Annotated in this window: 18 protein-coding genes; 11 read left to right on the top strand and 7 right to left on the bottom strand. The window is 66.1% G+C overall.

What is annotated here, in order from left to right; all coding sequences use genetic code 11:
• Positions 1-23: 23 nt before the first annotated feature.
• The 5 genes from QCE62_RS26280 to QCE62_RS26260 form a co-directional block, all read right to left on the bottom strand.
• Positions 24-1,580, bottom strand: a complete 1,557-nt coding sequence (locus QCE62_RS26280) for a methyl-accepting chemotaxis protein (RefSeq protein WP_309924931.1) — start codon at positions 1,578-1,580, stop codon at positions 24-26.
• 276 nt (positions 1,581-1,856) lie between these two features.
• The gene (locus QCE62_RS26275; RefSeq protein WP_309924929.1) at positions 1,857-2,831 is read right to left on the bottom strand and encodes a glycosyltransferase family 2 protein; all 975 of its coding nucleotides are present in this window, start codon (positions 2,829-2,831) and stop codon (positions 1,857-1,859) included.
• A 260-nt stretch (positions 2,832-3,091) separates the two neighbouring features.
• Positions 3,092-3,505 (bottom strand): hypothetical protein, encoded by a 414-nt coding sequence (locus QCE62_RS26270; protein WP_309924927.1) that lies wholly within the window; start codon positions 3,503-3,505, stop codon positions 3,092-3,094.
• Between the two features lie 21 nt (positions 3,506-3,526).
• Positions 3,527-5,491 carry an RICIN domain-containing protein gene (locus QCE62_RS26265; protein ID WP_309924926.1) on the bottom strand — a complete coding sequence of 655 codons (1,965 nt, stop codon included), beginning with the start codon at positions 5,489-5,491 and terminating at the stop codon, positions 3,527-3,529.
• Positions 5,492-5,517: 26 nt separating this feature from the next.
• A complete protein-coding gene (locus QCE62_RS26260; RefSeq protein WP_309924925.1) occupies positions 5,518-6,081 on the bottom strand; it encodes an SCO family protein in 564 nt (187 codons plus the stop codon).
• A 506-nt stretch (positions 6,082-6,587) separates the two neighbouring features.
• On the opposite strand from QCE62_RS26260, the gene QCE62_RS26255 reads away from it, so the two are divergent.
• The 7 genes from QCE62_RS26255 to QCE62_RS26225 all read left to right on the top strand — a co-directional run bounded on the left by QCE62_RS26255 (position 6,588) and on the right by QCE62_RS26225 (position 16,912).
• Entirely contained in the window at positions 6,588-8,252 is a 1,665-nt protein-coding gene (locus QCE62_RS26255) for a PQQ-binding-like beta-propeller repeat protein (RefSeq protein ID WP_309924924.1), read from the top strand.
• A 72-nt stretch (positions 8,253-8,324) separates the two neighbouring features.
• A complete protein-coding gene (locus QCE62_RS26250; RefSeq protein WP_309924923.1) occupies positions 8,325-9,545 on the top strand; it encodes a helix-turn-helix domain-containing protein in 1,221 nt (406 codons plus the stop codon).
• Positions 9,546-9,598: 53 nt separating this feature from the next.
• Positions 9,599-10,237, top strand: coding sequence for a PQQ-binding-like beta-propeller repeat protein (locus QCE62_RS26245; protein ID WP_309924922.1), 639 nt, complete (start codon positions 9,599-9,601; stop codon positions 10,235-10,237).
• A gap of 142 nt (positions 10,238-10,379) precedes the next feature.
• Positions 10,380-12,494, top strand: a complete 2,115-nt coding sequence (locus tag QCE62_RS26240) for an ATP-binding protein (protein WP_309924921.1) — start codon at positions 10,380-10,382, stop codon at positions 12,492-12,494.
• 115 nt (positions 12,495-12,609) lie between these two features.
• The gene (locus QCE62_RS26235; RefSeq protein WP_309924920.1) at positions 12,610-14,889 is read left to right on the top strand and encodes an EAL domain-containing protein; all 2,280 of its coding nucleotides are present in this window, start codon (positions 12,610-12,612) and stop codon (positions 14,887-14,889) included.
• Between the two features lie 89 nt (positions 14,890-14,978).
• Entirely contained in the window at positions 14,979-15,605 is a 627-nt protein-coding gene (locus QCE62_RS26230; RefSeq protein WP_309924919.1) for a hypothetical protein, read from the top strand.
• 86 nt (positions 15,606-15,691) lie between these two features.
• The gene (locus QCE62_RS26225; protein ID WP_309924918.1) at positions 15,692-16,912 is read left to right on the top strand and encodes an MFS transporter; all 1,221 of its coding nucleotides are present in this window, start codon (positions 15,692-15,694) and stop codon (positions 16,910-16,912) included.
• Between the two features lie 8 nt (positions 16,913-16,920).
• Here QCE62_RS26225 and QCE62_RS26220 read toward each other — a convergent pair whose 3' ends face one another.
• Entirely contained in the window at positions 16,921-17,856 is a 936-nt protein-coding gene (locus QCE62_RS26220) for a LysR family transcriptional regulator (RefSeq protein ID WP_309924917.1), read from the bottom strand.
• Positions 17,857-17,992: 136 nt separating this feature from the next.
• Here QCE62_RS26220 and QCE62_RS26215 point away from each other — a divergent pair, with 136 nt between their 5' ends.
• From QCE62_RS26215 to QCE62_RS26205, 3 genes are read left to right on the top strand one after another with little or no spacing between them, the layout of a single operon-like run.
• Positions 17,993-19,306, top strand: coding sequence for an MFS transporter (locus QCE62_RS26215; protein WP_309924916.1), 1,314 nt, complete (start codon positions 17,993-17,995; stop codon positions 19,304-19,306).
• Between the two features lie 32 nt (positions 19,307-19,338).
• Positions 19,339-20,844 carry a M81 family metallopeptidase gene (locus QCE62_RS26210; RefSeq protein WP_309924909.1) on the top strand — a complete coding sequence of 502 codons (1,506 nt, stop codon included), beginning with the start codon at positions 19,339-19,341 and terminating at the stop codon, positions 20,842-20,844.
• A 39-nt stretch (positions 20,845-20,883) separates the two neighbouring features.
• Complete coding sequence (locus tag QCE62_RS26205) at positions 20,884-21,915, top strand: alpha/beta hydrolase (RefSeq protein ID WP_309924906.1); 1,032 nt, start codon at positions 20,884-20,886, stop codon at positions 21,913-21,915.
• A gap of 18 nt (positions 21,916-21,933) precedes the next feature.
• Here QCE62_RS26205 and cadR read toward each other — a convergent pair whose 3' ends face one another.
• Entirely contained in the window at positions 21,934-22,365 is a 432-nt protein-coding gene (cadR, locus tag QCE62_RS26200) for a Cd(II)/Pb(II)-responsive transcriptional regulator (protein ID WP_309924905.1), read from the bottom strand.
• A 72-nt stretch (positions 22,366-22,437) separates the two neighbouring features.
• On the opposite strand from cadR, the gene QCE62_RS26195 reads away from it, so the two are divergent.
• Positions 22,438-24,630: a heavy metal translocating P-type ATPase gene (locus tag QCE62_RS26195; RefSeq protein WP_309924903.1), complete on the top strand. Its 2,193-nt coding sequence runs from the start codon at positions 22,438-22,440 to the stop codon at positions 24,628-24,630.
• Positions 24,631-24,646: the final 16 nt, after the last annotated feature.

Raw genomic sequence — 24,646 nt, 5'->3', positions numbered from 1 at the left:
GGTCACCGCTTGCAGTTAAAGGCTCAGGCGCTTGCGCGCATGCCTTCGTCCTGCAGGCGGAAGGTTTCCACCGCCGTGCGCAGCGCGCCGGCCTGGTCTTCGAGCGACTGCGCCGCTGCCGCCGCTTCCTCGACGAGCGCCGCGTTCTGCTGCGTCACTTCGTCCATCTGCGTGACGGCGCGCGCCACCTGATCGATACCGCCGCTTTGTTCCTCGGAGGCCGCCGCGATCTCGCCCATGATGTCCGTCACGCGCTGCACGGCCGTGCTGATTTCGGTCATCGTGCGGCCGGCTTCATCGACGAGCGCCGTGCCCGACTGCACGCGTTCCACCGAGTTGTCGATCAGTTCCTTGATTTCCTTCGCCGCCGCCGACGAGCGTTGCGCGAGCGATCGCACTTCACCCGCCACCACGGCGAAGCCGCGTCCTTCCTCACCGGCGCGTGCCGCTTCCACTGCCGCGTTCAATGCAAGGATGTTGGTCTGGAACGCGATGCCTTCGATGATCGTGATGATGTCCGCGATCTTCGACGAGCTTTGATTGATCTCGCCCATCGTGGTCACGACTTGCGAGACCACCTGGCTGCCCTTGCCGGCGATGTCCGAAGCATTGGCCGCGAGCACGCTGGCCTGACGCGCGTTGTCGGCGTTCTGCTTCACGGTGCCGGTCAGCTCATCCATGCTCGATGCGGTTTCCTGAAGCGCCGAAGCCTGCTGTTCCGTGCGCGAAGACAGATCGATGTTGCCTGCCGCGATCTGCTTGGTCGCCGATGCAATCGACTCGCTGCCGCCGCGTACCGTGCGCACGGTGTCGATGAGGCTCGACTGCATGGCCGCGAGGCCGCGCAGCAACTGGCCCATTTCGTCGTTCGACGTGATGCTGACGCTGCGGCGCAGGTCGCCCGATGCGATGGCGTCGAACTGTGCGAGCGCGGCGTCGAGCGGGCGGGAGATGCGGCTGCGCAGCGAGATCCACGTATAGAACGCGGCGGCCACGCCCACGAGAATGGCGATGATGTTGACGGTGCGGAACAGGTCGAAGGTCGACTGGCCGGCGTCGTACGCCTGATTGGCCTGTTCGAACTGGAGCTTGCGCAGGTCGACGCCCGCTTTCGCGAACTGGTTGAAGGATGCCTGCATGGCGCTGGCATCGTCGATGATCTTCGCCTGGTCCTTCGCGCGAATGTCGGCATAGCCTTGGTCGATCAGCTTTTGCAGCGAGAGGCGCTCCGTGTTGAACTTGTCCGCGAGTTCCTTTTCTCCCTGAGCTTGCGGCAGGCCGGAATACTTGGTCCAGGCGTCGTCGGAGATCTTGCGCATCAGCGCGCCCCGGCCGATGGCTTCCTCGGCCGCCGGCGTGCCGACGTTGAGGGCGGCGCGGTCAAAGCTCAGCCGCTCGCGCGCCATGAACATTTCGGCGTTGCCCACCGACACGGCGCTGGGCATCTGATTGGAGAACAGGTCGTGGGTGACGGTGTTGGAGCGGCTCATGCCGATCAGTCCGACCACGCCGATCGCGATCAGAAGCGCGCTCAGCATGGTCATGGCCAAGGCCAGACGGCCTTTGATGGTCGAAAACATAGGTATCTCTAGGTGGGCTGCATCGTTGGGCGCGGGGCGCGATGGCGGACGAAGAGGCTTCGCCCGCCGCGCGGCGGATGTTGTTCATCAGCCGCTTATATATCGACCGTGAAACGATGCCCTTTAGGACACGATGGCGCGGGGCGGGTAGGTGAGCGAAAAAGGTCCTTGTTAACAAGGACTTCTTTTTCTATGAGGGTTTGCCCGCAAGCTGAAGGGCGCAGGCAGGATTTCTTACAAGATATTTAGCACGGTCATTCGGAATGCCGGACGTTCTCACGGAAAGCGCGGCGCCCCCGAACGCTGGCGCACGCCGCGTGCAAGCAGCGCCCGCGCAATCAGCGCGAGATGGTAGTAGAGACGCGGACTCAGCCCATAAGCATAGGCATCCGGATGAGCAAGCGCGATGCGCAGCGCGGCGCGCGGCGCATCCTGTCGCGCACGCAGCGAGACGACGATCGGCGCGAGCCTGCGCAACGCCATGGCGCGAGCCGGTTCGAGTGAAGCGTCGAGCGGCAGGCCGACCACGAACGACCAGGCGACGAGGGCGGCGGCGCGCGGCGACAGGCGGGTGCTGTTCGAGATGGAAACAGCCGTCTTGCGGTAATACGACACGTAGTCGTGCAAGTAATAGACATGCGATGCCGCGAGACATAACTCGACGCCGAACACGAAGTCGCAGCAGGCGGCCGCTTCTTCGCGATAGCCGACGCGCCGGACCAGCGGCGCAAGCGCCATCCAGCCATTGTTGGGGAACATCTGCACGAGGCCGGTTCGTCCGGCAAGCGGCTGCATTCCGCGCGCGGTGCGCGTGCGATGAAACGCGGCATTGAGCGTGGCGCTGCGCTGCGGGTCGATGACGCCCGCGGCATCGACTTCATGCTGGTCGCCGAATGCCACTTCGAGATGCGGGTAGAGATCCCACAACGACGCCAGCCGTTCGACGGCGGTGAGCGCGAGGTAATCGTCGTCGTGAATCAGCATGACCAGCGTGCCGGACGCGCGCTCGAAGAGACTCGCGACGTTGCGCGCCTGGCCAAGCGGCGGATCGTTGCGGACATAGCGGATGCGGGCGTCGTCTGCATAGCGGGTGTCGATCAGCCGCTGCGTGGCGTCGTCGCGCGAATCGTCGCCGATCAGGATCTCGATGTGCGGGTAGCTCTGCGCAAGGCATGAGTCGAGACATTCGACGAGCAATTCCGGCCGGTCGCAGCTTGGCAGGCAGATGGAAACGGTCGGTGTGCTGGCCATGTCGTCCCTTGTCGTCTTCTGTGGTCGGGATGAAGTCGCGCCCTTGTTCCGCTCTTGTTCAGCAAGCGCTTCATAATACGAAATGTTTCGCGAATGTCAGCAAGGTAGAAGAAAGACGACGAAAAATAATGAAAAAAAAATGGCTCGAAGGACTTATCGGATCAGCTGAGGCAGCCAGGCTTTGACTCGTTGAAGGATCAGCACACGTTGATTTCCTCGTGCCTCGATCCAGGTTGGGCCGAAGCCGAACACATGAAGTCTCAACGAGTCGTGACGAACCTCCACAGCGCCGCGCATTCGGCGTCGCTTGGCTGATAACGCGGCATCGCCTTGCGCAGGATCACGCCAGCCGGGTCGACGCCGTTTTCAAGCGCACGGCAGAACGCCGCGGCGTCATAGTGGCTCGGCGGTCCGCCCCGGCGACGCGTCTCACCAAGCAGCGCGTCATGCGTGAGCGGCGGCGCGAAGGCCGCCGAGGCCGCTGCGCCCGGCGTCGCGGCGTGACAATTGACGCAGCGGGTCGTCGCCGAAGGCAGCGCGCGAGTGTCGTCGCGCAAATGAGCGTGCAGCGGGTGTTCGCCAATGAAGATCGCACAGCCGAGGTCGCCCGGTCTGCACGTCTGCTGCGCATGAGCGGCAAGGGCCAGGCAAGCGAGCGCAAGCGCGCTCGCCATGCCACCGCATAGCTGCCTCATTCAATGCACGCGCAGCACGCGCCCGACGCTCGGCACGCCCTTCGCGTTCAGCGCAAACAGCATGTAGTAGCCCGGCACGACGATGCCGGGATCGGCGGGAACGTTCAGGTGATATTCGCCCGCAGTCCCCACGCTGTACGACAGCGGCACGCGCCGTTGTTCGTTGTTCAGCGAATGCGTGACCGACGACGAGCGCATCAGCGCAAAAGCGCTCACGCCCTTGCTGGCGTTGACCACGATCGTCGTGCCGAGTTGCGCGTCGGTGGGCACGGACGTGAGGCTCGGACGCGACGCGGCGGAGCCGTCTGCGTTGAGCAGATACGGCGGCGTCAGGATCTCCACATCGGTGTGATTCGTCGCGCAGGTGCCGCACAGTCCGCCCCCGCCGCTCAGCACGCGTCCATCGGTCAGGAGCAGCGCAATGCTGTGATACACGCGCGGCACGGCCTGCGGATTGAGCGGCGAAAAGGCATTGGTAGCCGGGTCCCAGATCTCCGGCGTGAGGATGGCGTTGTCATCGGAGAACGGCGCCGCGAAGGTCTGCCCGCCCACCACCACGACCTGGCCGTTCGGCAGCACCACGCTGTTGTTGAAGGCGCGCTGGTAGCTCATCGGCGCGATGGCGCGCGTCACCGCCGTGCCGCTGCTGATGTCGATGAGCGTGGCATTCGACGTCGCCTGCGACTGGTCGTAGCTCGGCGCGCCGCCGACCGCGAGAATCTTGCCGATGTCGTACATGACCGCGTTGCCGTTCATCGCGTCGTTGTCGTTGCCGCGATTGCCCGCCGCGGTGACGTTGCCGTTGCCCGCCGTATCGAACCAGTGCATTGCGCGGCTCGGTCCCGCATGAAACACGCGTCCATTGCCGACTGCGAACAGCCATGCGTGATTGTCGGAGCGGAAGATGCCGGCGGCGTCGTTGGTGAGGATGATGTCGTCGGTGATCGCGCCGTTGATTTGCCAGCCCGAACCCGACGTCCACGTTTCGCCGGTCTTGCCGCCGAGGCCGCCGTTCCACGAGCCGCCCACCAGGAACACACTGCCGTTGCTCAGTGTCACGCTGCCCTGATAGCCGCGCGGGATGTTCATCAGATTGCTCGATGACCACGAATTCGTCGAAGGCGAATAGATGCTCGTATTGCGCGTGTCCGATCCGCCTGTCACGAAGATCCGTCCATCCGGCAGGTTGGCGATGCCCGGACAGAACATGTCGTGCCCGGTGTTGGTCACGATCACCTGCCGGCTCTTGCCGGTCGAGGGATTGAAGATCGCCGTGTAGGTCTTGCCCGGCGTGACTTCGCCGGTGGTGAAGTTGAGCGCGCTGTCGGCGGACCAGACCAGCACGGTGCCGTCGGGCAGATTGGCCGCCTGCACCGGCACGATGGGCAGCGTGATGGGCGCCGTCCACTTCGAGACCAGCGGCGGCTTTTGTGTCGGCAGGCCGCCGACTCTCCAGGTCTGCCCGGCGCTGCCGTCGCAGATCTGCTGGGTCAGCTGCGGACCCTGCGTGGTGGTGCTGGACGTGCTCACGCACAGGCCGCTTTGCTGCACGACGATCGCATAGCCGCCGCCTTGCGGCACCATCGAGAAGGCCTGGTTGGGCCCACCGCTGCAAGGCCACTGGATGATGACGCCACCGGGGTTCAGGCTGCGCCCCGAGACGTCCATGCACAGGTTGCTGTTCCGGTTGATGAGGTTATAGCGGGTGCCGGTGGCCGAAGGGAGCCATTGCTGGTTGTTGCCGCCCCAGCAGGTCCACGAGAGCACGGGCGCGCCTTGCGTGACGGAGGCACCGCTCACGTCGGCGCACAGGTTGGTGCCGTTCACGGTGAGCGGGCCGTAGGTCTGCGCGCGGACCGTGGCCGGCATGCATGCACAAGCCAGCGGCAGCGTGATTGCCAGCAGCACGCGCATGCAGCGCTTGAGCCAGTCAGTCGCATTCTTCGTCGAACGGATGCCTCGCATGATCTTGCTCCCCGTGAATGACTCCGTTATGCACGTGCAAGCGCGCCGAGTACCTCGCAGATGTCAGCGACGCGAGGAAGGTCCGCGCTTCGCCAGCGCAGCGTCGCGCCGGCATCGAAGCAATAGACCTGCGTCGAATGGTCCGCGAGGTTGCCGAGGGGTGTCTTGCTGCCCGACAGCGTCACGCGCATCTGGTCCACATCCGCCAGCGCCGGCGTCGCCGCATTCCACGCGGGTCCCGCCTCGAAGCGGGCGAGCCAGGCGCGTAATGCGGCGGGTGAGTCGGAGAGCGGATCGATTCCAATCGATAGCAATTGCAATTGCACGCGGCGAGGCGCCCGGATGCCTGGCAGCCGTTCCTGGACCGCGCTGAAGAGCGCGCCTTGCAGCGGACAGACCGTGCCGCATCCGGTGTAGACCGTTTGCAGCGCCGTGATGCCGCCGCGCAGCCAGTCGTTCAGACGGCGGTTCTTGCCGGTCTGATCGACGAGCCAGACATCGTCGAGACGAACGGGCGGCGTGACCGGCCCCGGCCCGCCGTGTTGCGCGTGAACGAATGAAGGCGTGACGCCCGAAGCGAGTGCGGCCATGCCCCACAGCAGGGAGCGTCGGGTCCGCGAGGGAGCACACGCATGCACGCCGGAATCCACTTGATTTCGCACCTTGGCTGACTTTCCGAAGCCGTCCTTGGCGACGGCTTCACGATCCCCGTCGAGAGCACTCGGGGTGGAGGGACTTTCGAAAGACGCAGCCTGATGAGCGCGAGACGTGCTGAAAAGACTCTGGATCGAAGGTTAGCAATCCGCAAAGGGAATAACCGTTCGGTAAGCGAAATGAATGGCGAATTATGTGCACTCGGGCACATTCGTATGTGGTGACTGAACACTGTGTTGCGAATCTGGAGCACGTCACGCGTGCTCACTTCTTTCAAACCGAACGTTCGGCGAAGCGAAAGTGCCAGCTTTCGTACACCATCACGTAATGCGGGGATCGATCAGGACACAAAAATACGGGGCATTACGATTGCTTTACTCAGACACCGTCGTCGCTCCACGCCGTTTGAACCGTCCATGCCTTCCGCTGAAGGAGATTGCAAATGAATGCGCGTCTATCCGCTTGTACCGCCGCACTCGGCGCCGTGCTGATCACGGTAATCATCGGCGCGTGCAGCGGGGGCGACTCCGGCAGCGATCCGGCATCGGCAGCGAAGACGCCGGCCAGCGTTTCAAAAGCGAGCACGAATGCCGCTGCCAATCCCATGGATGTCCTCACCTGGCACAACGACATTGCACGCACCGGCCAGCAACTCGCCGAGAAAGTCCTCACGCCCGCCAACGTCCGTTCCGGTACGTTCGGCAAGCTCGCGATCTTCGCTGCCGATGGCCCTGTCGATGCCCAGCCGCTCTTTCTCGCCGGCGTGAACATCGCGGGCGGCACGCATAACGTGGTGTACGTCGCGACCGAGAACGCGAGCGTCTATGCCTTCGACGCCGACAGCGGCACAGTGCTCTGGCGCGTCTCGACGCTGCGTAGCGGCGAGAATCCGAGCGACGACCATAATTGCGGCCAGATCACGCCGCGCATCGGCGTGACGGCGACGCCGGTCATCGACCGCACGCGCGGGCCGAATGGCGCGATCTATGTCGTCGGTGTGTCGAAGGACGGCGCGGGGGCTTATCACCAGCGCATCCACGCACTCGACCTCGCCACCGGCGCCGAGTTGTTCAACGGCCCGACAGACATTCGCGCGACCTATCCCGGCAACGGATCGGGCAGCGTGAACGGCACGCTCACGTTCGATCCGGGCCAGTACGTCGAGCGCGCGTCCCTGCTGATGCTGAACGGCGTCATCTACACCGCGTGGACGTCGCATTGCGACTTCCTGCCGTACACCGGCTGGGTCATGGGTTACGACGCCAACACGCTGCAACAGGCGAGCGTGCTGAACGTCACGCCGAACGGCCAGATGGGCGCGATCTGGATGAGCGGCGCGGGACCGGCCTCGGACGGAGAAGCGATCTATCTGCTCGATGGAAATGGCACCTTCGATCCCACGCAGAACGAACACGAGATGCCGATCAACGGCAACTACGGCAATGGCTTCCTGAGACTCAATCTCTCGCCGCTGCGCGTGCAGGATTATTTCCAGCCGTCGAACACGGTGCAACTGACGAACGAGGATGAAGACCTCGGCTCGGGCGGCGCGATGGTTCTGCCCGATCTCGTCGATGTGAACGGCACCGTGCGTCATCTCGCGGTGGGCGCGGGCAAGAACGCGACCATCTATGTCGTGAACCGCTATTCGATGGGCAAGTTCGATTCGAACGCGGATCACATCTATCAGGAGCTGGTCGGTCAGATCACCGGCCCGATGTTCGGCGCGCCCGCGTACTTCAACAACACGGTCTATTTCGGCGCGGTCGGCGACAGCATCAAGGCGTTCGCGGTGTCGAACGCTTCGCTGTCGCGGACGCCGACGAGCCAGACGTACATCACATTCGGTTACCCGGGCGCGACGCCGGCCATTTCGGCGAACGGCACGGCTAACGCCATTTTGTGGGCAGCGGAAAATGGCGCGACGGGGGTCTTGCGCGCCTTCGACGCGACCAATCTCCGCAACGCGCTCTACAGCAGCAACGACGCCGGCAGCCGGGACCAGTTCGGCCCCGGCAACAAGTTCATCACGCCGATGATCGCGAACGGCAAGGTGTACGTCGGCACGAAGAGCGGCGTGGCCGTGTTCGGCTTGCTGGGAAGATAGCCGGCCGCGGCACGGTGGTAGATTGGTCGCTGACCTCTACCCTCCGGGAGTGACGCGCGTGCCGGCATTCGCATGGATTCGTTGATCACTGCCGCAGCCCGGGCGCTCGCGGCGGGTGATCCGCTCGGCGCGTTGAACCGCATCGCGTTGCGCGAGGATGCCGGGGCGCTCGCGTTGCGCGGCATCGCGATGGCCCAGCTTGGCGACTTCACCCGCGCGCGCGTGCTCGTCAGGCGCGCGGCACGCGCCTTCGGTGCGAAAGAGGCGCTTGCGCGCTCGCGCTGCATCGTCGCGGAAGCGGAGATTGCACTGGCGTCGCGCGATCTCGGCTGGCCGGAAAAGACGCTGCATCAGGCCCGCGCCATCCTCGAAGCACACGGCGACAACGTCAACGCCGCCCACGCGCGTTATCTCGACGTGCGGCGCGCGTTGCTGCTCGGCCAGCTCGATGACGCCGGGCAGATGCTCGCCAGCCTGGATCCCGCGGCGCTGCCTGCGGCGCTGCGCGCGGCGCACGAACTGTTTGCAGCGGGACTTGCACTGCGCCGACTGCGCACGCGGGACGCACGCGACGCGCTCGGGCTCGCACGGGAAGCCGCGAAGCAGGCGGGCATTCCGGCGCTCGCGGCGGAAGTCGAAAGCGCGTGGCGGCTGTTGCGGACGCCGGCCGCGCGTCTCATCGCACGCGACGGCGAGCGGCTCTTGCTGCTCGACGAAGTGGAAGCGCTGTTCGCATCGCAGACCTTCGTCGTCGATGCCTGCCGTCTGTGCGTGCGCGAAGCGGGCAGCGCGGTATCGCTGGCGACGCGCCCCGTGCTCTTCACGCTCGTGCGCATGCTCGCCGATGCCTGGCCCGGCGATGTCCCCCGCGATGCGCTGATCGCCCGCGCGTTCCGCCTCCGTGAAGCCGACGAAACGCATCGCGCGCGCTTGCGCGTCGAGCTGGGCCGGCTGCGCGGGCTGTTGCGTCCGCATGCGCTCATCGAGGCCACGTCGCGCGGCTTCGCGCTGCAGCCGCTGCACGCGCGCAAGGTCGCGGTGCTCGCGCTGCCGGTCGAGGACGAGCACGCAACGCTGCTCGCGCATCTGGCGGACGGCGAGGCGTGGTCGAGCTCCGCGCTGGCGCTTGCGCTGGGCGCGAGCCAGCGCACCGTGCAGCGCGCGCTCGATGCGCTCGGCGCGGCGGGCAAGGTGCAATCCTTCGGGCGCGGCCGGGCGCGCCGCTGGACCATGCCGCCGATGCCCGGATTCACGACGGTCTTGTTACTCCCCGCGGCGCTGGCGAATGACTAGGATGAAGCCGTCGTCGCTCAATTAATCATGAAGTCAATCGGGAGGACATCGACATGAAACGCGCGAAGGCGGAAATCATCCGCGAATACGGGCCGTTCGCCGGCGTCGAAGGCGTGCACGGCGTCACCTGGGACGGCGAGAACGTCTGGTTCGCCGCCGGCGAGACGCTCAACGCGTTCGATCCGGCCAGCGGCGAGCCGCGCCGCTCGTTCGACATCGCGGCGCACGCCGGCACCGCATTCGACGGCAAGCACCTGTTCCAGATTGCCGAAGACCGCATCCAGAAGATCGACCCGAAGACCGGGCGCGTGCTGTCCACGATTCCCGCGCCGGGCAACGGCGGCGACTCGGGCCTCGCGTGGGCCGAAGGCACGCTGTGGGTCGGCGAATACAAGGCGCGCAAGATTCATCAAGTCGATCCGCAGGACGGCAAGGTGCTGCGGACCATCGAATCGAACCGTTTCGTCACCGGCGTCACGTGGGTCGGCGGGGAACTCTGGCATGCGACCTGGGAAGGCGACGAAAGCGAATTGCGCCGCATCGACCCGCAATCCGGCGAGGTGCTGGAGCGGCTCGACATGCCCGAGGGCGCGGCGGTATCGGGGCTCGAATCGGACGGCGGGGAGCGCTTTTTCTGCGGCGGCGGCCGGACGGGCAAGGTTCGTGCAATACGCAGGCCGAAGCGCGAGTAAGGCGGCGGCGGGCTGGTTCCTTGCCGGGTGGGGCAAAATGGCGGATACGGGGTCTCCGGCGCCAGGGAAACAGCGGCCGAACCCTTATGCTGTGGGGCGCTGTACCGCGCGCCCCACGCCCCGACCCACAAGGAACCGCCGTTTGACCTCGAACACCGTCGACCCCCGCCAGCTCGATTCATGGATTGGGGAATCCGCGCGCGCCATACGCGACTTCGACTGGAGCACGACGCCGCTCGGCCCCATCGACACATGGCCACAAGTGTTGCGTTCCGCCGTGCAGATCATGCTGCGCAATGCACTGCCGATGGCCGTGCTGTGGGGCGAGCAAGGCACGCTGCTCTACAACGACGCCTATGCGCAGTTTTCCGGCGGCCGCCATCCGGGCATTCTCGGCATGCCGATCGAACGCGCCTGGCCCGAGGCGGCGGCTTTCAATCGCAATGTGGTCGAAAGCGGGCTGCGCGGCGAAACGCTGTCCTACCTGGACATCGATTTCGTGCTGCCGCGCGCGGGCCGCGAAGCCCACGTCTGGCTGGACCTGCACTACAGCCCGGTCGCCTCCGACGAGGGCGTGCCGCTCGGCGTGCTGGCGGTGGTCGTCGAAACCACCGTGCGGGTCACGCTGGAGCGCACGCGCGCCGAGGCCGAAGCGGCATTCCGCGCGGCCGACGAACGCCTGCAGCTCGCGCTCAACTCGGGCGCCGTGCTCGGCACCTTCGTCTGGGAAATCCAGCACAACCGCGTCAAGGGCGACGAGCGCTTCGCGCGCACCTTCCTGTTCTCGCTGGAGCAGGTGACGGCCGGCCTGCCGATCGAACGGGCGTTCGAGATCATCCATCCCGACGACGTCGAGCGCATCACCTCGCTGATCGCGCGGACGGTGCGCGAGAACACGTCGTATCGGGCGGAGTACCGCATTCGCACGGCTGAATCCGGCTGGACATGGATCATGGCGTCGGGCCGCTGCGAATACGACGAAACCGGCCGGCCGATGCGGTTTCCCGGCGTCATCATCGACATTCACGACCGCAAGGTGGCCGAGGAAAAGCTCAGGGAGCTGACGCATGACCTCGAGGACAAGATCGCGGAGGCGGTGGCGGCGCGCACGGCGGTCGAGGCGCAACTGCGCCAGAGCCTGAAGATGGAGGCGCTCGGCGCGATGACGGGCGGCGTCGCGCACGACTTCAACAACACGCTGCAGGCGATCAGCGGCAACCTGCAACTGCTGCAATATCTGCCGCCCGCCGACAAGCGCGTGCCCGAGCGCCTGCAGGCCGCGATGGACGCGGTGCAGCGCGGCGCGAAGCTCGCCTCGCAACTGCTGTCCTTCGCGCGGCGGCAGCCGCAGTCGCCGGTGGTCATCAATCCGCGCCGGCTCTTCGACGAACTGCGCGAATTGCTCCAGCACGCGGTGGGCGCGTCCGTGACGATCGGCACGATGATCGTCGACGAACCGTGGAATTTCTGCGTCGACCGCAACCAGCTGGAGAACGCGCTGCTGAACCTGGCGATCAACGCCCGCGACGCCATGCGCGGCGACGGCAAGTTCATGCTCGCGAGTTCGAACGAAGTGCTCGACGCGGCGGCCTGCGAAGGCAAGGAACTGCGGCCGGGCGAGTACGTGAGGCTGTCCGCTTCGGACACCGGAACCGGCATGCCGCCCGAGGTGCTCGAACGGGCCTTCGAACCCTTCTTCACGACCAAGCCGGAAGGACATGGCACGGGACTGGGATTGTCGATGGTATTCGGCTTCGTCAAGCAGTCCGGCGGACATATCGCGGTGTCGAGCACGGTGGATGTAGGCACCACCGTGGATATCTTCTTTCCGCGCAGCCATGACGACGAAACCGCGATGCCGCGCGCCGATGCGCTGATGACGCAGACCAGCGGCGCGACGGTGCTCGTCGTGGACGACGATGCTTCGGTGTTGTCCTCGACAGTCGCGATCCTGGAGGTGATGCGCTACACCGTGCTGCGCGCGGCCAACGGCGACGCTGCGATGAGCGTGCTCGAAAGCGGCGTGCATGTGGACCTGATCCTCACCGACGTCGTGATGCCGGGCAAGGTGAGCTGCGCGGACCTGGCCGAATGGGCGTTTTCACAAACGCGTCCGGTGCCGGTGATCTACGCGTCGGGCTATACCCGCGACATGATTTCGCGCGACAGCGTGCTCAGGCCGAACGTGACGCTGCTGAACAAGCCATATCGGGCTGAAACGCTCGCGCGCGAGATCGCGGCGGCCTTGAATGGCTGAGCATGCCGTAACGCTTACCGCGGCGGCGGGCATCGTTTAGTTCCGCGGCACTAAAGACCCCAGATGCTGCGCCGATAAACAACGATCGTACAAATAGCAGAACAGGGTCAAAGCGGTGCAGAGAGAACCGACCGACTTTCTCGGAACCATTGGCGAGAACGTTGCCAGCAAGTTGCCGTACCTCGAATACGCGCGCCGCTTCGATGGCCTCGGCCTGGCTCCGCTCGGCGTACTGATTGCCGCCTGCGGCACGTTTTTCGTGCCGATGCCATGGAATATCGCACTGGCGGCGCTGGTACTGGCGCTCACGCTGGTCGTGCATCGCATGCAGGCCGCGCACCGGAAAATCTTCGTCGCGCGTCAGGTGGCGCACGCGCTGCTCGCCATCGCCGAGGATTGCCTCAAGCTGCTGAGTCTCGACGGCCGCATCATGTGCATTTCGGACGTGGGCCGCAATCTGATCGAGGCGGAATGCGCGGATGCGCTGATCGACATCGACTGGCTCGCGCTCTGGGAAGGTCCCGACGCGCGGCAGGCCTTCGAACGCGCCAAGGCGGGTGAATCGACCTCGTTCTCCGGCGCGTGCCGCACCATGACCGGCACGCTGAAATGGTGGACCTCGACCTTCGCGCCCGTGTACGGCGAGCATGGCCGCGTGACGGCCGTGCTGTGCAAGTCGCGCGACATCACGGCCGAAAGGAATCTCATCGATGAACTGCGCGGCAACGCGCGCGTGCAGAAGGACATGGAAGATCACGTCGATGCCGTGTTCTGGACCGCCACGCACGACTTCCGCGAACTGCTGCACGTGAGTTCTGCGTTCGAGCGCATGTGGGAAATGCCGATGTCCGCGCTCGAAGCCGACCAGACCGCGTGGTCGCAGCGCGTGCATCCTGACGATATCGGCGCGCTGCGCGTCGAAATGCGCAGCGCGGTGCAGACCGGCTCCGCGAAGCAAAGTTATTTCAGGTTGTGCCTGCCGCATGAACGGACCCGCTGGGTGCGCGCGGATATCTATCCGGTGACCGGGGATGGCGCGGTGTCGCGTGTGGTGAGCGTGTGCGTGGACGCCACCGACGAACGCGAGCGGCTTCAGGAACTGCACCGGCTCGCCAATACGGACAGCCTCACGGGCCTCGCGAACCGCAATGCGATGATGGAAACGCTCGTGGGCCGCTGTGAAGCGGGCACGGCGTTCGCCTATCTGTTCGTGGATATCGACCGCTTCAAGTCGATCAACGACACGGCCGGCCATATTGCCGGCGATGCCGTATTGCGCACCATCGCGCGGCGCATCCAGGAGGCGCTGCCGGGCGGCGCGGTGGCGGCGCGTCCGGGCGGCGACGAGTTCACGGTGATCCTGCCCGGACCGTTCGATCAGGAAAGTATCGAGCGCGCATGCCGCAAATTGGCTGCGGCGTGTCACCGGCCGATCAAGGTCGACTGCAAGAGCGTGACGATGACCTGCTCGATCGGCGTCGCGCTGTATCCGGAACACGGGCGCACGCCTGAAGCACTGTTCATCAGCGCCGACATGGCGATGTACGCCGCCAAGCGCGCCGGCCGCAACACCTTCCGCGTGTTCGGCGAGCGCGAGAAGGACGACCTGGCGCGCGCGCATCTGGAATCCGAACTGCATGGCGCAATTCGCGACAACCAGTTCGTGCTGCATTACCAGCCGCAATATCGCGTCAAGTCAGGCGCGCTCGTGGGCGTCGAGGCCCTGTTGCGCTGGAATCATCCGTCGCTCGGCATGCTCCCGCCCGGCGCGTTCGTGCCGGTGCTGGAGGAAAGCGCGTTGATCGTCGAGGCGGGGCACTGGGTGATCCGCGAAGCCGTGCAGTCGGCGGCGCGGCTCTCCGGCGCGCTGCCGGCGGTGTGTTCCGTGGCGCTCAACGTGTCGCCGAAGCAGTTCCGCGATCCGCGTCTCGTGCATGTGCTGCGGCAGGCGATCAGACGCGCGGGCATCGACTCGAGCCGCATCATGCTGGAGATCACCGAGTCCGCGCTGATCGACAATGTGGACGATGCGCAGGAGGTGCTGTCGAAGGTGCGTGACATGGGCGTGCGCATTGCCATCGACGATTTCGGTACGGGGTATTCGAGCCTGAGCTATCTGGCGCGCTTCCGTCCGGACGTACTGAAGCTCGACAAGTCCTTCGTCGACAACATCGCCACCGACGAGATGGTGCGCACGGTGGTGGAAGGCGTGATCGGCCTCGCGCACAAGCTCGGCGTGACGGTGGTGGCGGAGGGCGTCGAGACGCAGGATCAGCTCGACACGTTGCGCGCCGTTCATTGCGACAAGGTGCAGGGCTACCTGCTCAGCCGGCCGATTCCGCTGGCGGTGCTGATGGAGCGGGCGGGGTCGGTGGAGACGGCGGTGGCGCATTGAAACGCCCGGACAGGAAACGCGTGGCCCCACGGCGGGTGGCAGTATCATCGTCGGGCGGTAGAACCGCTGATCCTTTGCCGGAGGGTGCGATGAAGACATCGGCGTCATGGCGGTTGATCGTGCTCGGTTTCTTCGCGGGTCCGTGCGCCTTCGCGCAGGATGCTCCACCATGCAGCAGCGCGGGCGTGCCTGTTGTCGTGCGTGACTTCACGGCCGTGAGCCAGGGCGGCGAGTCGCGCCTTCCCGGCTCCCGCCTGCGCTCGATGCGCAACACGATGAAGGTCGACCAAAATGCGTCCGCACTTGCTGAGGACATCGTGAAGACGCTCCAGGCGCGAGGTGTCAATGCGTGCCGGGCGCAGTCGCAGGGCCCGTTGCCCGCATCGGGCTGGCTCGTGACCGGCGAATTCGATGAATCCATCCCGGCCGGTCCGGGCGCCGCGCTGCCCTCGATGAATTCCTCCGACACGCCGCCCAACACGCACGTCACCGTGCAACTCGCGAGTCTGTCGGCGCCGGCCGGCCAGGCGTCGGCGCGCATCGACACCAGCGACGAACTCAAGGGGCAGAAATCGGCGGCGGCGCCCAAGCCTTACGGCGCGGCCGCGCGCTTCGTCATCAACAAGGTGGAAGGGGCGTCGTCACTCCACGATCTGGCGGGAAAGATCGCCGACGGGATCGTCACGGAGCAAAAGAGACTGGGCAGCGAGCCCTGACCTCCCGAATCACACCGCAAGCCCCGGAGTGCCCCCGCGCGCCTCACCCGCGACCATGGGCCATCTTCTCGCTCCGGAGCCCGTCGATGCCGTTCCCCGCTGCCTTCCAGCAACTTGCCTGGTCGAACCTTCTTGCGCAGTCCGCCGAGCAGATCGGCCTGGCGGCCACGCCGCTCGTCGCGGTGTTCGCGCTCGGCGCCTCGGCAGCCGACACCGGCCTGCTGCAAAGCGCCCAGACGCTGCCTTTCCTGCTGCTGTCGATCCCGCTCGGCGTTATCGCCGACCGCCGCTCGCGCCGCACGCTCATGACCTGCGCCGAATGCGCCCGCGCGCTCGCCATGCTGTCCGTCCTGCTGCTCGTGCATGCGCACGCGCTGACGCTGCCCTTGCTCGCGTTGCTCGGCTTTCTCGGCGCGACCGGCACTGTCGCCTACAACGTCGCCGCGCCCGCCCTCGTGCCCGCGCTGGTCGAACGCGCCGCGCTGGCCGCCGCGAACGGACGCATCGAACTCGCGCGCAGCGTCGCCTGTTCGGCGGGGCCGGCGCTCGGCGGACTGCTCGTCGGATGGACCGGCGCGGGCTGGGCCTACGGCTGCGCGGCCGGCCTTTCGGCCTGCGCAGCGCTACTGCTCGCACGCTTGCGCGAACCGCCGCGCCAGCACGCCGCCAAACGGCATTTCTTAGCCGAACTGCGCGAAGGCGCGAGCTTCGTTGCGCACGACGCGCTGCTGCGTCCGATGCTCGCCACCGCCGTGTTCTTCAATCTCGGCTTCTTCATCGTGCAGGCGGTGTATGTGCCATACGCGGCGCAGCATCTGCGTTTCGATGCATCGGCGATCGGCATGACGCTTGCCGCTTATGGCATCGGCATGGTGTGCGGCGCGCTGGCGGCGCCGGCGGTGGCACGCCGCATCACCTTCGGCCGGATGCTGATGGTCGGGCCGCTGTGCGGGCTGGCCGCTTCGCTGATGCTGGTCGCGACGCTCGCCGCGCCGTCGTTCTGGCTGGCGGCCGCGAGCTTCTTCCTGCTGGGCGCGGGCCCGATCCTGTGGACCGTCGGCTCCACGACACTGCGCCAGGCCATCACGCCCGCCTCGATGCTGAGCCGCGTCTCCGCGCTCAACAGCACGGCGACCTACGGCGCCCGTCCGCTCGGCGCGCTGCTGGGCGCGGCGATCAGCGCGCGCCTCGGCACCGGGCCGTGTCTTGCGGCGGCGGCCGTGTGCTTCGTCGTGCAGGCGGCGATCATTGCGGCGTCGCGGGTGGCGCGGCTGGATGACGTGCCGGAAGGCGCGCGGGGCGCGTGAATCACGCGTCACCGCTTCGTCTTACGGCGCGGCTTCTTGCCGAACATCGGCATCCGTTCGAGGATCGATTCGAGCAACGCCTGCGGTCCCGCCGCGAGCGGCCGGCCGGTCTTCACCAGCACGCGCGCCTGCGCGCTTTCAAACAGCGGATGCGCGACCGGAACGAGGGTCAGCTCGCCGCTCGCCAGCTCGCGATACGCGGCAAACTCGCCGATCAGCGTCATGAACTGCTCCGCCGCGACGAGCCGCTTCAGCGCGCTTAGCGAATTGGTCGTGAGGGCGGGTCGAATGGACAGACCGTCCGTCGTTTCGAGCATCTTCACCACATGTCCGATGCCGAAGCTCGGCGGCATCAGCGCGAGCGGGTAATCGAGCAGATCGTGAATCCGTGCCGCGCCTCCGCGCCGCGCCAGCGGATGATCGCGCCGCATCAGCAGCACGACGGGCTGCGCGCAGCTTGCCCGAATCTCGATCCGCTCATGCGGCGGCGGGTTGTACGCGAGCCCGATATGCGCGCGGCTCTGCGCGACTTCGTCGAGCAGGTCGTCGACGGCGAGCATCTGCACGTCGATCTCGAGCCGCGGATAGCGCGCGCAGAACGGCGCGAGCACGTCATCGACGAGCGTATCGACATAGCCTTCGCTCACCGCCAGCCGGATCTGTCCTTGCTGCAAGCCCTTGAGCGCGTGCAACTGGTCTTCGAGCCGCTCCTGCTGCGAGCGATAACCCCGCCAGAACTCCAATAGATGAAACGCGGCCTCGGTGGGCCGCACGCCGCGCGCCTCGCGTTCAAACAGCGTGGTATCGAGTTCGTCTTCGAGCAACTTGATCTGCCGTGCGATCACCGACGGCGACGTGTTCAGATGGTCCGCCGCCCCGCGCATCGTGCCGTGCGACAGCACTTCATGGAAGTAACGCAGGCGTTGCTGATTGATTTCACGCATCTCGACGGCTCCGGAACATGAGAAGAGAGTGTTGCTCGCAGAGCAACGATACGTGAACTTGGTTGCTCTTGCTGGCACAGTCGAACACGCTCACCATGGTTTCACCCGGAGAGGGGAAGACCACAAGGAGACGCGCATGTCGACGATTCAACCCCAGCCGGGCGGCGCTGCCGTCCAGGCGCTCTACAGCAGGATCAACCGGCGGCTGTTGCCGCTGCTCATCGCGTGCTACCTGTTCGCGTATCTGGACCGCGTGAACGTCGGTTTCGCGAAGCTCCAGATGCAAAGCGATCTCGGCTTCTCCGACGCCGCATACGGCGTCGGCGCGGGCATCTTCTTCATCGGCTACGTGCTCTTCGAGATTCCCAGTAACCTGATGCTGCCGAAGATCGGCGCGCGCCTCACCTTCAGCCGCATCCTCGTGTTGTGGGGCATCACGTCGGCGTGCATGCTGTTCGTGCGCAACGTGCCCGCGTTCTACGCGATGCGCTTCCTGCTCGGCGTCTTCGAAGCGGGCTTCGCGCCCGGCATGATCTATTACCTCTCGTGCTGGTACGGACCGAAGCGCATGGCGCGCGCCATCGCGCTCGTGTTCGTCGCGGGGCCGCTGGGCGGAGTGGTCGGCGGGCCGTTGTCGGCGTGGCTGATGACCTCGCTCGCGGGCGTCGGCGGACTGACGGGCTGGCAGTGGATGTTCCTCGTCGAAGGCCTGCCGTGCATCGCACTCGGCGCGCTGGTGTGGTTCACGCTCGCCAACGGTCCCGCCGAAGCACGCTGGCTCTCGCGCGACGAACAGCGTCTCGTCGAGGCCGAGGCCGGCGCGCATGGCGGCGGGTCGCACCGGATCGCATCGTTTCGCGAGATCGCCCGGAACCCGCGCATTCTCGTGCTGGCGCTCGCCTACTTCTGCATCATCTTTCCGATCTACGCCATCAGCTTCTGGCTGCCCACGCTGCTGAAGGAGCAGGGGGCGCACGATACCTTGAAGCTCGGCTGGTATGTCGCGATTCCCTATGTGGCCGCAGCCGTGGCCATGTACGGCGCGGGCCGCCGGTCGGACGCGCTCGGCGAGCGCCGCTATCACAGCGCGCTGCCGGCGCTCGCCGCGGCCGCATTGCTGGTGATGACGCCGTATGCCTCCGGCGGCCTCGCCGCGACGCTGGTCCTGCTCACGCTCGCCACCGCCTGCATGTGGATGGCGTACACGGTGTTCTGGGCGATTCCTTCCGAAGTCCTCTCCGGCCCCGCAGCGGCAGGCGGCATCGCGCTGATCAACACCATTGGTCTGTCGGGCGGGTTCTGGGGACCAGCGGTGTTCGGTTGGGTCAAGTCCGCGACCGGCAACACGAACGGCGGCCTGTACGCGATGGCCGGCATGGCCGCGCTCGCCTGCGTGCTGATCCTGGCGAACCGTAGCACCGTGGCCGTCGCGAAGACGCGCGCGGCCTGACACCTTTTCATCGAAGACAAAGGATGACCATCATGAAGATCCTGATCGCGGGATTCCAGCACGAAACCAACACCTTTGCGCCGACCCGGGCCAGCTACCCGAGCTTCATCCAGGGCGAAGGTTTTCCGCCGATGGCCCACGGCGCCGACGTGCTGAAGCTGCGCGACGTGAACGTGCCGATCGGCGGCTTCATCCAGTGGGCCGAAGCGCAAGGGCACGAACTGCTGCCGGTGATCTGGGCCGGGGCGAGTGCATCGGCGCATGTGACGGAAGACGCGTACGAGCGCATTGCGGGCGCGATCGTCGAACGCGTGCGCGCCGGCGGTTTCGATGCGATCTATCTCGACCTGCACGGCGCCATGGTCGCCGAGCATCTCGACGACGGCGAAGGCGAGTTGCTGGCGCGCGTGCGGCAGATTGTCGGCGACGACATGCCGCTCGTCGTCTCCCTCGATCTGCATGCGAACGTCACGGCGCGCATGATCGAACTCGCCGATGCGCTGGTCGCGTATCGCACCTATCCGCACGTCGACATGGCGGAAACCGGCCTGCGCGCGGGACATCTGCTCGCACAGCGCATCGCGCATGACAAACCGCTGGCGCGCGCCGTGCGCCGCGTGCCGTTCCTGATTCCGGTGAACGGCATGTGTACGCTCGTCGAACCGGCGCGCGGCATGTATGACGCGCTGGAGAGGCTGGAGAAGGAGGCCGTGTCGCTGTCGTTCGCGCCGGGGTTTCCGGCGTCGGACTTCGAGGAATGCGGGCCGGTGATCTGGGGTTATGCGGTCGAACAGGAAGCAGCGGATCGCGTGGTGCACGCGCTGTACACGCAACTCGTCGACGATGAAGCGCGCTGGGACGTGCCGTTCCTGTCGCCCGACGAAGCGGCGCGCGAGGCCATCGCGACAAGCGGCAATGCAAAAGGTCCAGTGATCATCGCGGACACGCAGGACAACCCGGGCGTCGGCGGCGACTCGAACACCATGGGCATGGTCCGCGCGCTGCTGCGGCACGGCGCGCGCGAGGCGGCTGTGGGCGTCATCTGGGACGAGCCTGCGGCACGCGCGGCGCATCGGGCGGGTGTCGGCGCGCGCATCCGGCTGGCGCTGGGCGGCGGTTCGAACGTGCCGGGCGATTCGCCGCTCGAAGGCGAGTTCGAAGTCGAACATCTTTCCGATGGCCGCTTCCGCTTCGACGGCCCGATGCTCAACGGCATGAGCGGCGAACTCGGTCCCACGGCGTGCCTGCGTATCGAAGGCGTGCGCATTGCGGTCAGCAGCATCAAGATGCAGGTCTTCGACCGTAATCTCTTTCGCGTCGCGGGTATCGAACCCGCGCGCGTGAAGATTCTGGTCAACAAGAGCTCAGTGCATTTTCGCGCGGACTTCGAACCGATCGCGTCGCGCATACTGGTCGCGAAAGCACCGGGCCCGATGGCCGCCGACCCCGCCGATCTGCCCTGGCGCAATCTTGCCGCCCACATGCGCGTGCGGCCGATGGGCCCGACGCTCGCCGGGTTGCGTGCGTCGGCTGCGTGACGGCTTCGTTCTAAAACAGTGGAACAGGAGAACCGCATCATGACGGACATCATCGACACGTCGCGCCGCCGCCTGCTGGGCGCCACGCTGGCGAGCGCCAGTATCGGCCTGCTGCAAGCGGGCTTCGGCAACCTGGCGCAGGCCCAGACCCGCCCCGTGACGCAGGCCGGCTTCGGCGCGCTGCGCCAGATCAACGCGGGCACGCTCAACGTCGGCTACGCGGAGGCAGGCCCCGCCAATGGCCCCGTCGTCATCCTGCTGCACGGCTGGCCATACGACATTCACAGCTTCGTCGAAGTGACGCCGTTGCTTGTGGCGCAGGGTTATCGCGTGATCGTGCCGTATCTGCGCGGCTACGGCACGACGCGCTTCCTCTCCGCCGATACCCCGCGCAACGGACAACAGGCGGTGGTCGCGGTGGACATCATCGCGCTCATGGATGCGCTCAAGATCAGGCAAGCCGTGTTAGGCGCCTTCGACTGGGGCGCGCGCACGGCGAACATCATCGCGGCGGTATGGCCCGAGCGCGTGAAGGCGATGGTGTCGGTGAGCGGCTATCTGATCGGCAGCCAGCAGGGCAATCGCGCGCCGCTGCCGCCGAAGGCCGAGTTCGCGTGGTGGTATCAGTTCTACTTCGCGACGGAGCGCGGCCAGGCCGGCTACGAGGCGAACCGTCATGACTTCAACAAGCTCATCTGGCAACTGGCATCGCCGCAATGGCGCTTCGATGACGCCACCTACGAGCGTTCAGCGCAGTCATTCGCGAATCCGGATCATGTGGCGGTGGTGATTCACAACTACCGCTGGCGTCTCGGGCTCGTGCAGGGCGAACCGCAGTACGACGCACTCGAACAGCGCCTGGCCGCCGCGCCGACCATCAACGTGCCGACGATCACCATGGAAGGCGATGCCAACGGCGCGCCACATCCGGATCCGTCGGCCTATGCGAAGAAATTCACGGGCCCGTATCAGCACCGGAACGTGACGGGCGGCATCGGGCATAACCTGCCGCAGGAAGCGCCGCGCGATTTCGCGGATGCGATCGTCGCCGCCGACCGCATGAAGGCTTGATCCCATCAATGCAAACCGCTAGCCGAGATGCGTCTTCTTCGTCTTCCGGCTGGCGGCCTCTTTAGATGTCAGCTCGTGCATGATGCCGCAGTCATCCACCAGCTGTTCGCCCTGACACTTCTCGCGCAATGCGAGCAGCCGCGTTTGCAAACCGATCAGTTCATCGATGCGTTCAGCCACATGATGAATGTGCTCATCGACAAGTGAATTGATTGGCTGACAACTATCTGCCGTTTCATCGATGGCACGCAGCAGCGCACGCACTTCATCGTGCGTCATGTCCAGTTCGCGGCAATTGCGGATGAGGCGCAGGCGTTCGACGTGGCTGGCGTTGTACGTGCGGTAATTCGCTTCAGTGCGTTCCGCGTGCTGAAGCAAACCTTCTCTTTCATAAAAACGAATCGTGTCCGGTGTGCATTTCGCGATGCGCGCCAATTCGCCTATCTTCATGTGCTGATCCTTCTTGACTCTTGAGCGGCTCCAAGGTTTCTACTTGGCGCTTGATCGAGTAAGGACGTCAGTATGTTACGGCCAGAAGATATCGGCAACACGCGCCTCGGTTCTCGCAGCGCGATGCAGGACGCCCGGCCGGCCGAAGCAGGCGTGTCCGGCATCCGGAGCCGCGGCGCGGCACGCACGCAGATCCACATCGAACAGATGGAGTGCGTCGCCGAAGAAGCGCTGATCCGCAAGAAGCTCGGCGGCATGCGCGATGTCACGTCGATGAAGTTCGACCTGCTGCGCCGCATGCTGATCATCGAACACGAAGTCGAAGCACTCGGGCCGATTCTTGCCGGCCTGCGCTCGCTCGGATTCGATCCGCGGCTCGTGCCGGAAACCGGCGCGACGGATCGCGTGTCCATCTGCCTGCTCGGCTGCGCGTGCGCCGTCGCGATGGCGTCGCAGGCCGCGAGCTGGTTCGATGCGCAGACCAGCACCATCGTCATGCTTGCGCTCAGTGCCGTGGCTGCCTCGGGCCTGGCGATGTATCGCGCGGGTCTGCTCGCGCTCTGTCGCGGCCACTTCACGATCGACGCGCTGGTGGGTATCGCCGTGACGGCTGCGTTGCTGATCGGCGAATGGCCGGAAGCGGCCATGATCTCGGTGTGCTTCGCCATCGCCGATTGGGTCGAGAAGAATTCGCTGCGGCGCGCGCGCAATGCCACCGCCGCGCTGCTGAAGTCGCTGCCGGCCAGGGCGGCCGTCCTGCAAGCCGATGGCGCCTGGAGCGAGTGCGCGGTGGACGGCATCGCAGCGGGCGAGATCGTGCGCGTCAAGGCGGGCGAATGCATTCCCTTCGACGGCGAGGTGGTCAGGGGCCGCTCCACCGTGAACCAGTCGCCGATCACGGGCGCGAGCCGGCCGGTCGCCAAGGGCAAGGGCGACGCCGTGTTCGCGGGCACGCTCAACGAGACCGGCACGCTCGACATGCTCGTGACCGGCGGCATCAACGATTCGACGCTCGCCCGCATCGTCCATGCGATCGAGGAAGCGCAGATGTTGCAGGCGCCGACGCAGCGTCTGCTCGAACGCGTCGTGCGCACGTGGCTGCCGGCTGTGCTGCTCGGCGCGCTCGGTCTGGCCTTGCTACCGCCGCTGGCCCTGGACGGCGAATGGTTCGCCTCGGTTCATCGGGCGCTCGTGCTGCTGGTGATCGCGTGTCCCTGCGCGCTCGTGATTTCCACACCCGTGACGATCGTCAGCGGACTCGCCCGCGCCGCGCGCCACGGCATCGTGGTGAAGGGCGGCGCGTTCCTCGAGCGCGGCCGGCGTCTGCGCTGGCTCGCGCTTGACAAGTCGGGGACGCTCACGCACGGCACGCCGGTACAGACCGCCTTCGAACTGCTCGACGCGCGCTTCGAGCAGAGCATCGTGCGCGCGTTCGCGGCCAGCCTGGCGGGGCGCTCGCCGCATCCGGCATCGCGGGCCATCGCGCAGGCCGCGAGGAACGAACACATTCCGCGCTTCGCGGTGAGCCGCTTCGGTTCGGTGCGGGGACGCGGCGTGTTCGGGTTCATCGGCGGACGGCGGTACTGGCTCGGCAACCTGCGTCTGATGGCCGAGATCGGCCACGACGCAGACGACCTGCGGCGGCGCGTGGAGGCGCAGGAATGCGTGGCGCGCACCGTCGTGATCTTCGCCAGCGATGCCGGCGTGCTGGCGCTCTTCGCCGTGGCCGACACGCTCAGGCCGATGAGCCGCGACGCCGTGGCGCGGCTGCGCGCCGTGGGCGTGCGCACGGTGGTGCTGACAGGCGACAACCCGCATCTCGCGCGCGCGGTCGCGAAGCAGGCCGGCATCGATCGCGCCCAGGGCGGACTCCTGCCGGAAGACAAGCTGCGGATCATCGAGACGCTCGGGCGCAGTGCGCCGGTCGGCATGGTCGGCGACGGCCTCAAGGACGCGCCGGCGTTCGCGCGCGCGGACATCACGTTCGCCATGAACGCGATGGACACCGACGCCGCCTTTGATACCGCCGACGTCGCGCTCATGGACGACGACCTGTGCAAGCTTCCGGCGTTCATCCGCCTGTCGAAGGCGATGCACGCAACGCTGCTGCAGAACATTGCGATTGCGGTGGGAATCAAGGCGGTGTGCATCGGATTGACATTGGGAGGACATGGGTCGATGTGGCTGGCCGTCTTCGCCGATACAGGCACGTGCCTGATCGTCATCGCCAACGGGCTGCGGCTGTTGCGCACGCGTCTTCAATAAGAGCCGGAAACCAGGA

It is taken from the genome of Caballeronia sp. LZ033 (genome assembly GCF_031451265.1).
Classification (GTDB): domain Bacteria; phylum Pseudomonadota; class Gammaproteobacteria; order Burkholderiales; family Burkholderiaceae; genus Caballeronia.
Note: the sequence above shows the minus strand (reverse complement) of the source record. Positions and strands in the feature narration are given on the sequence as shown.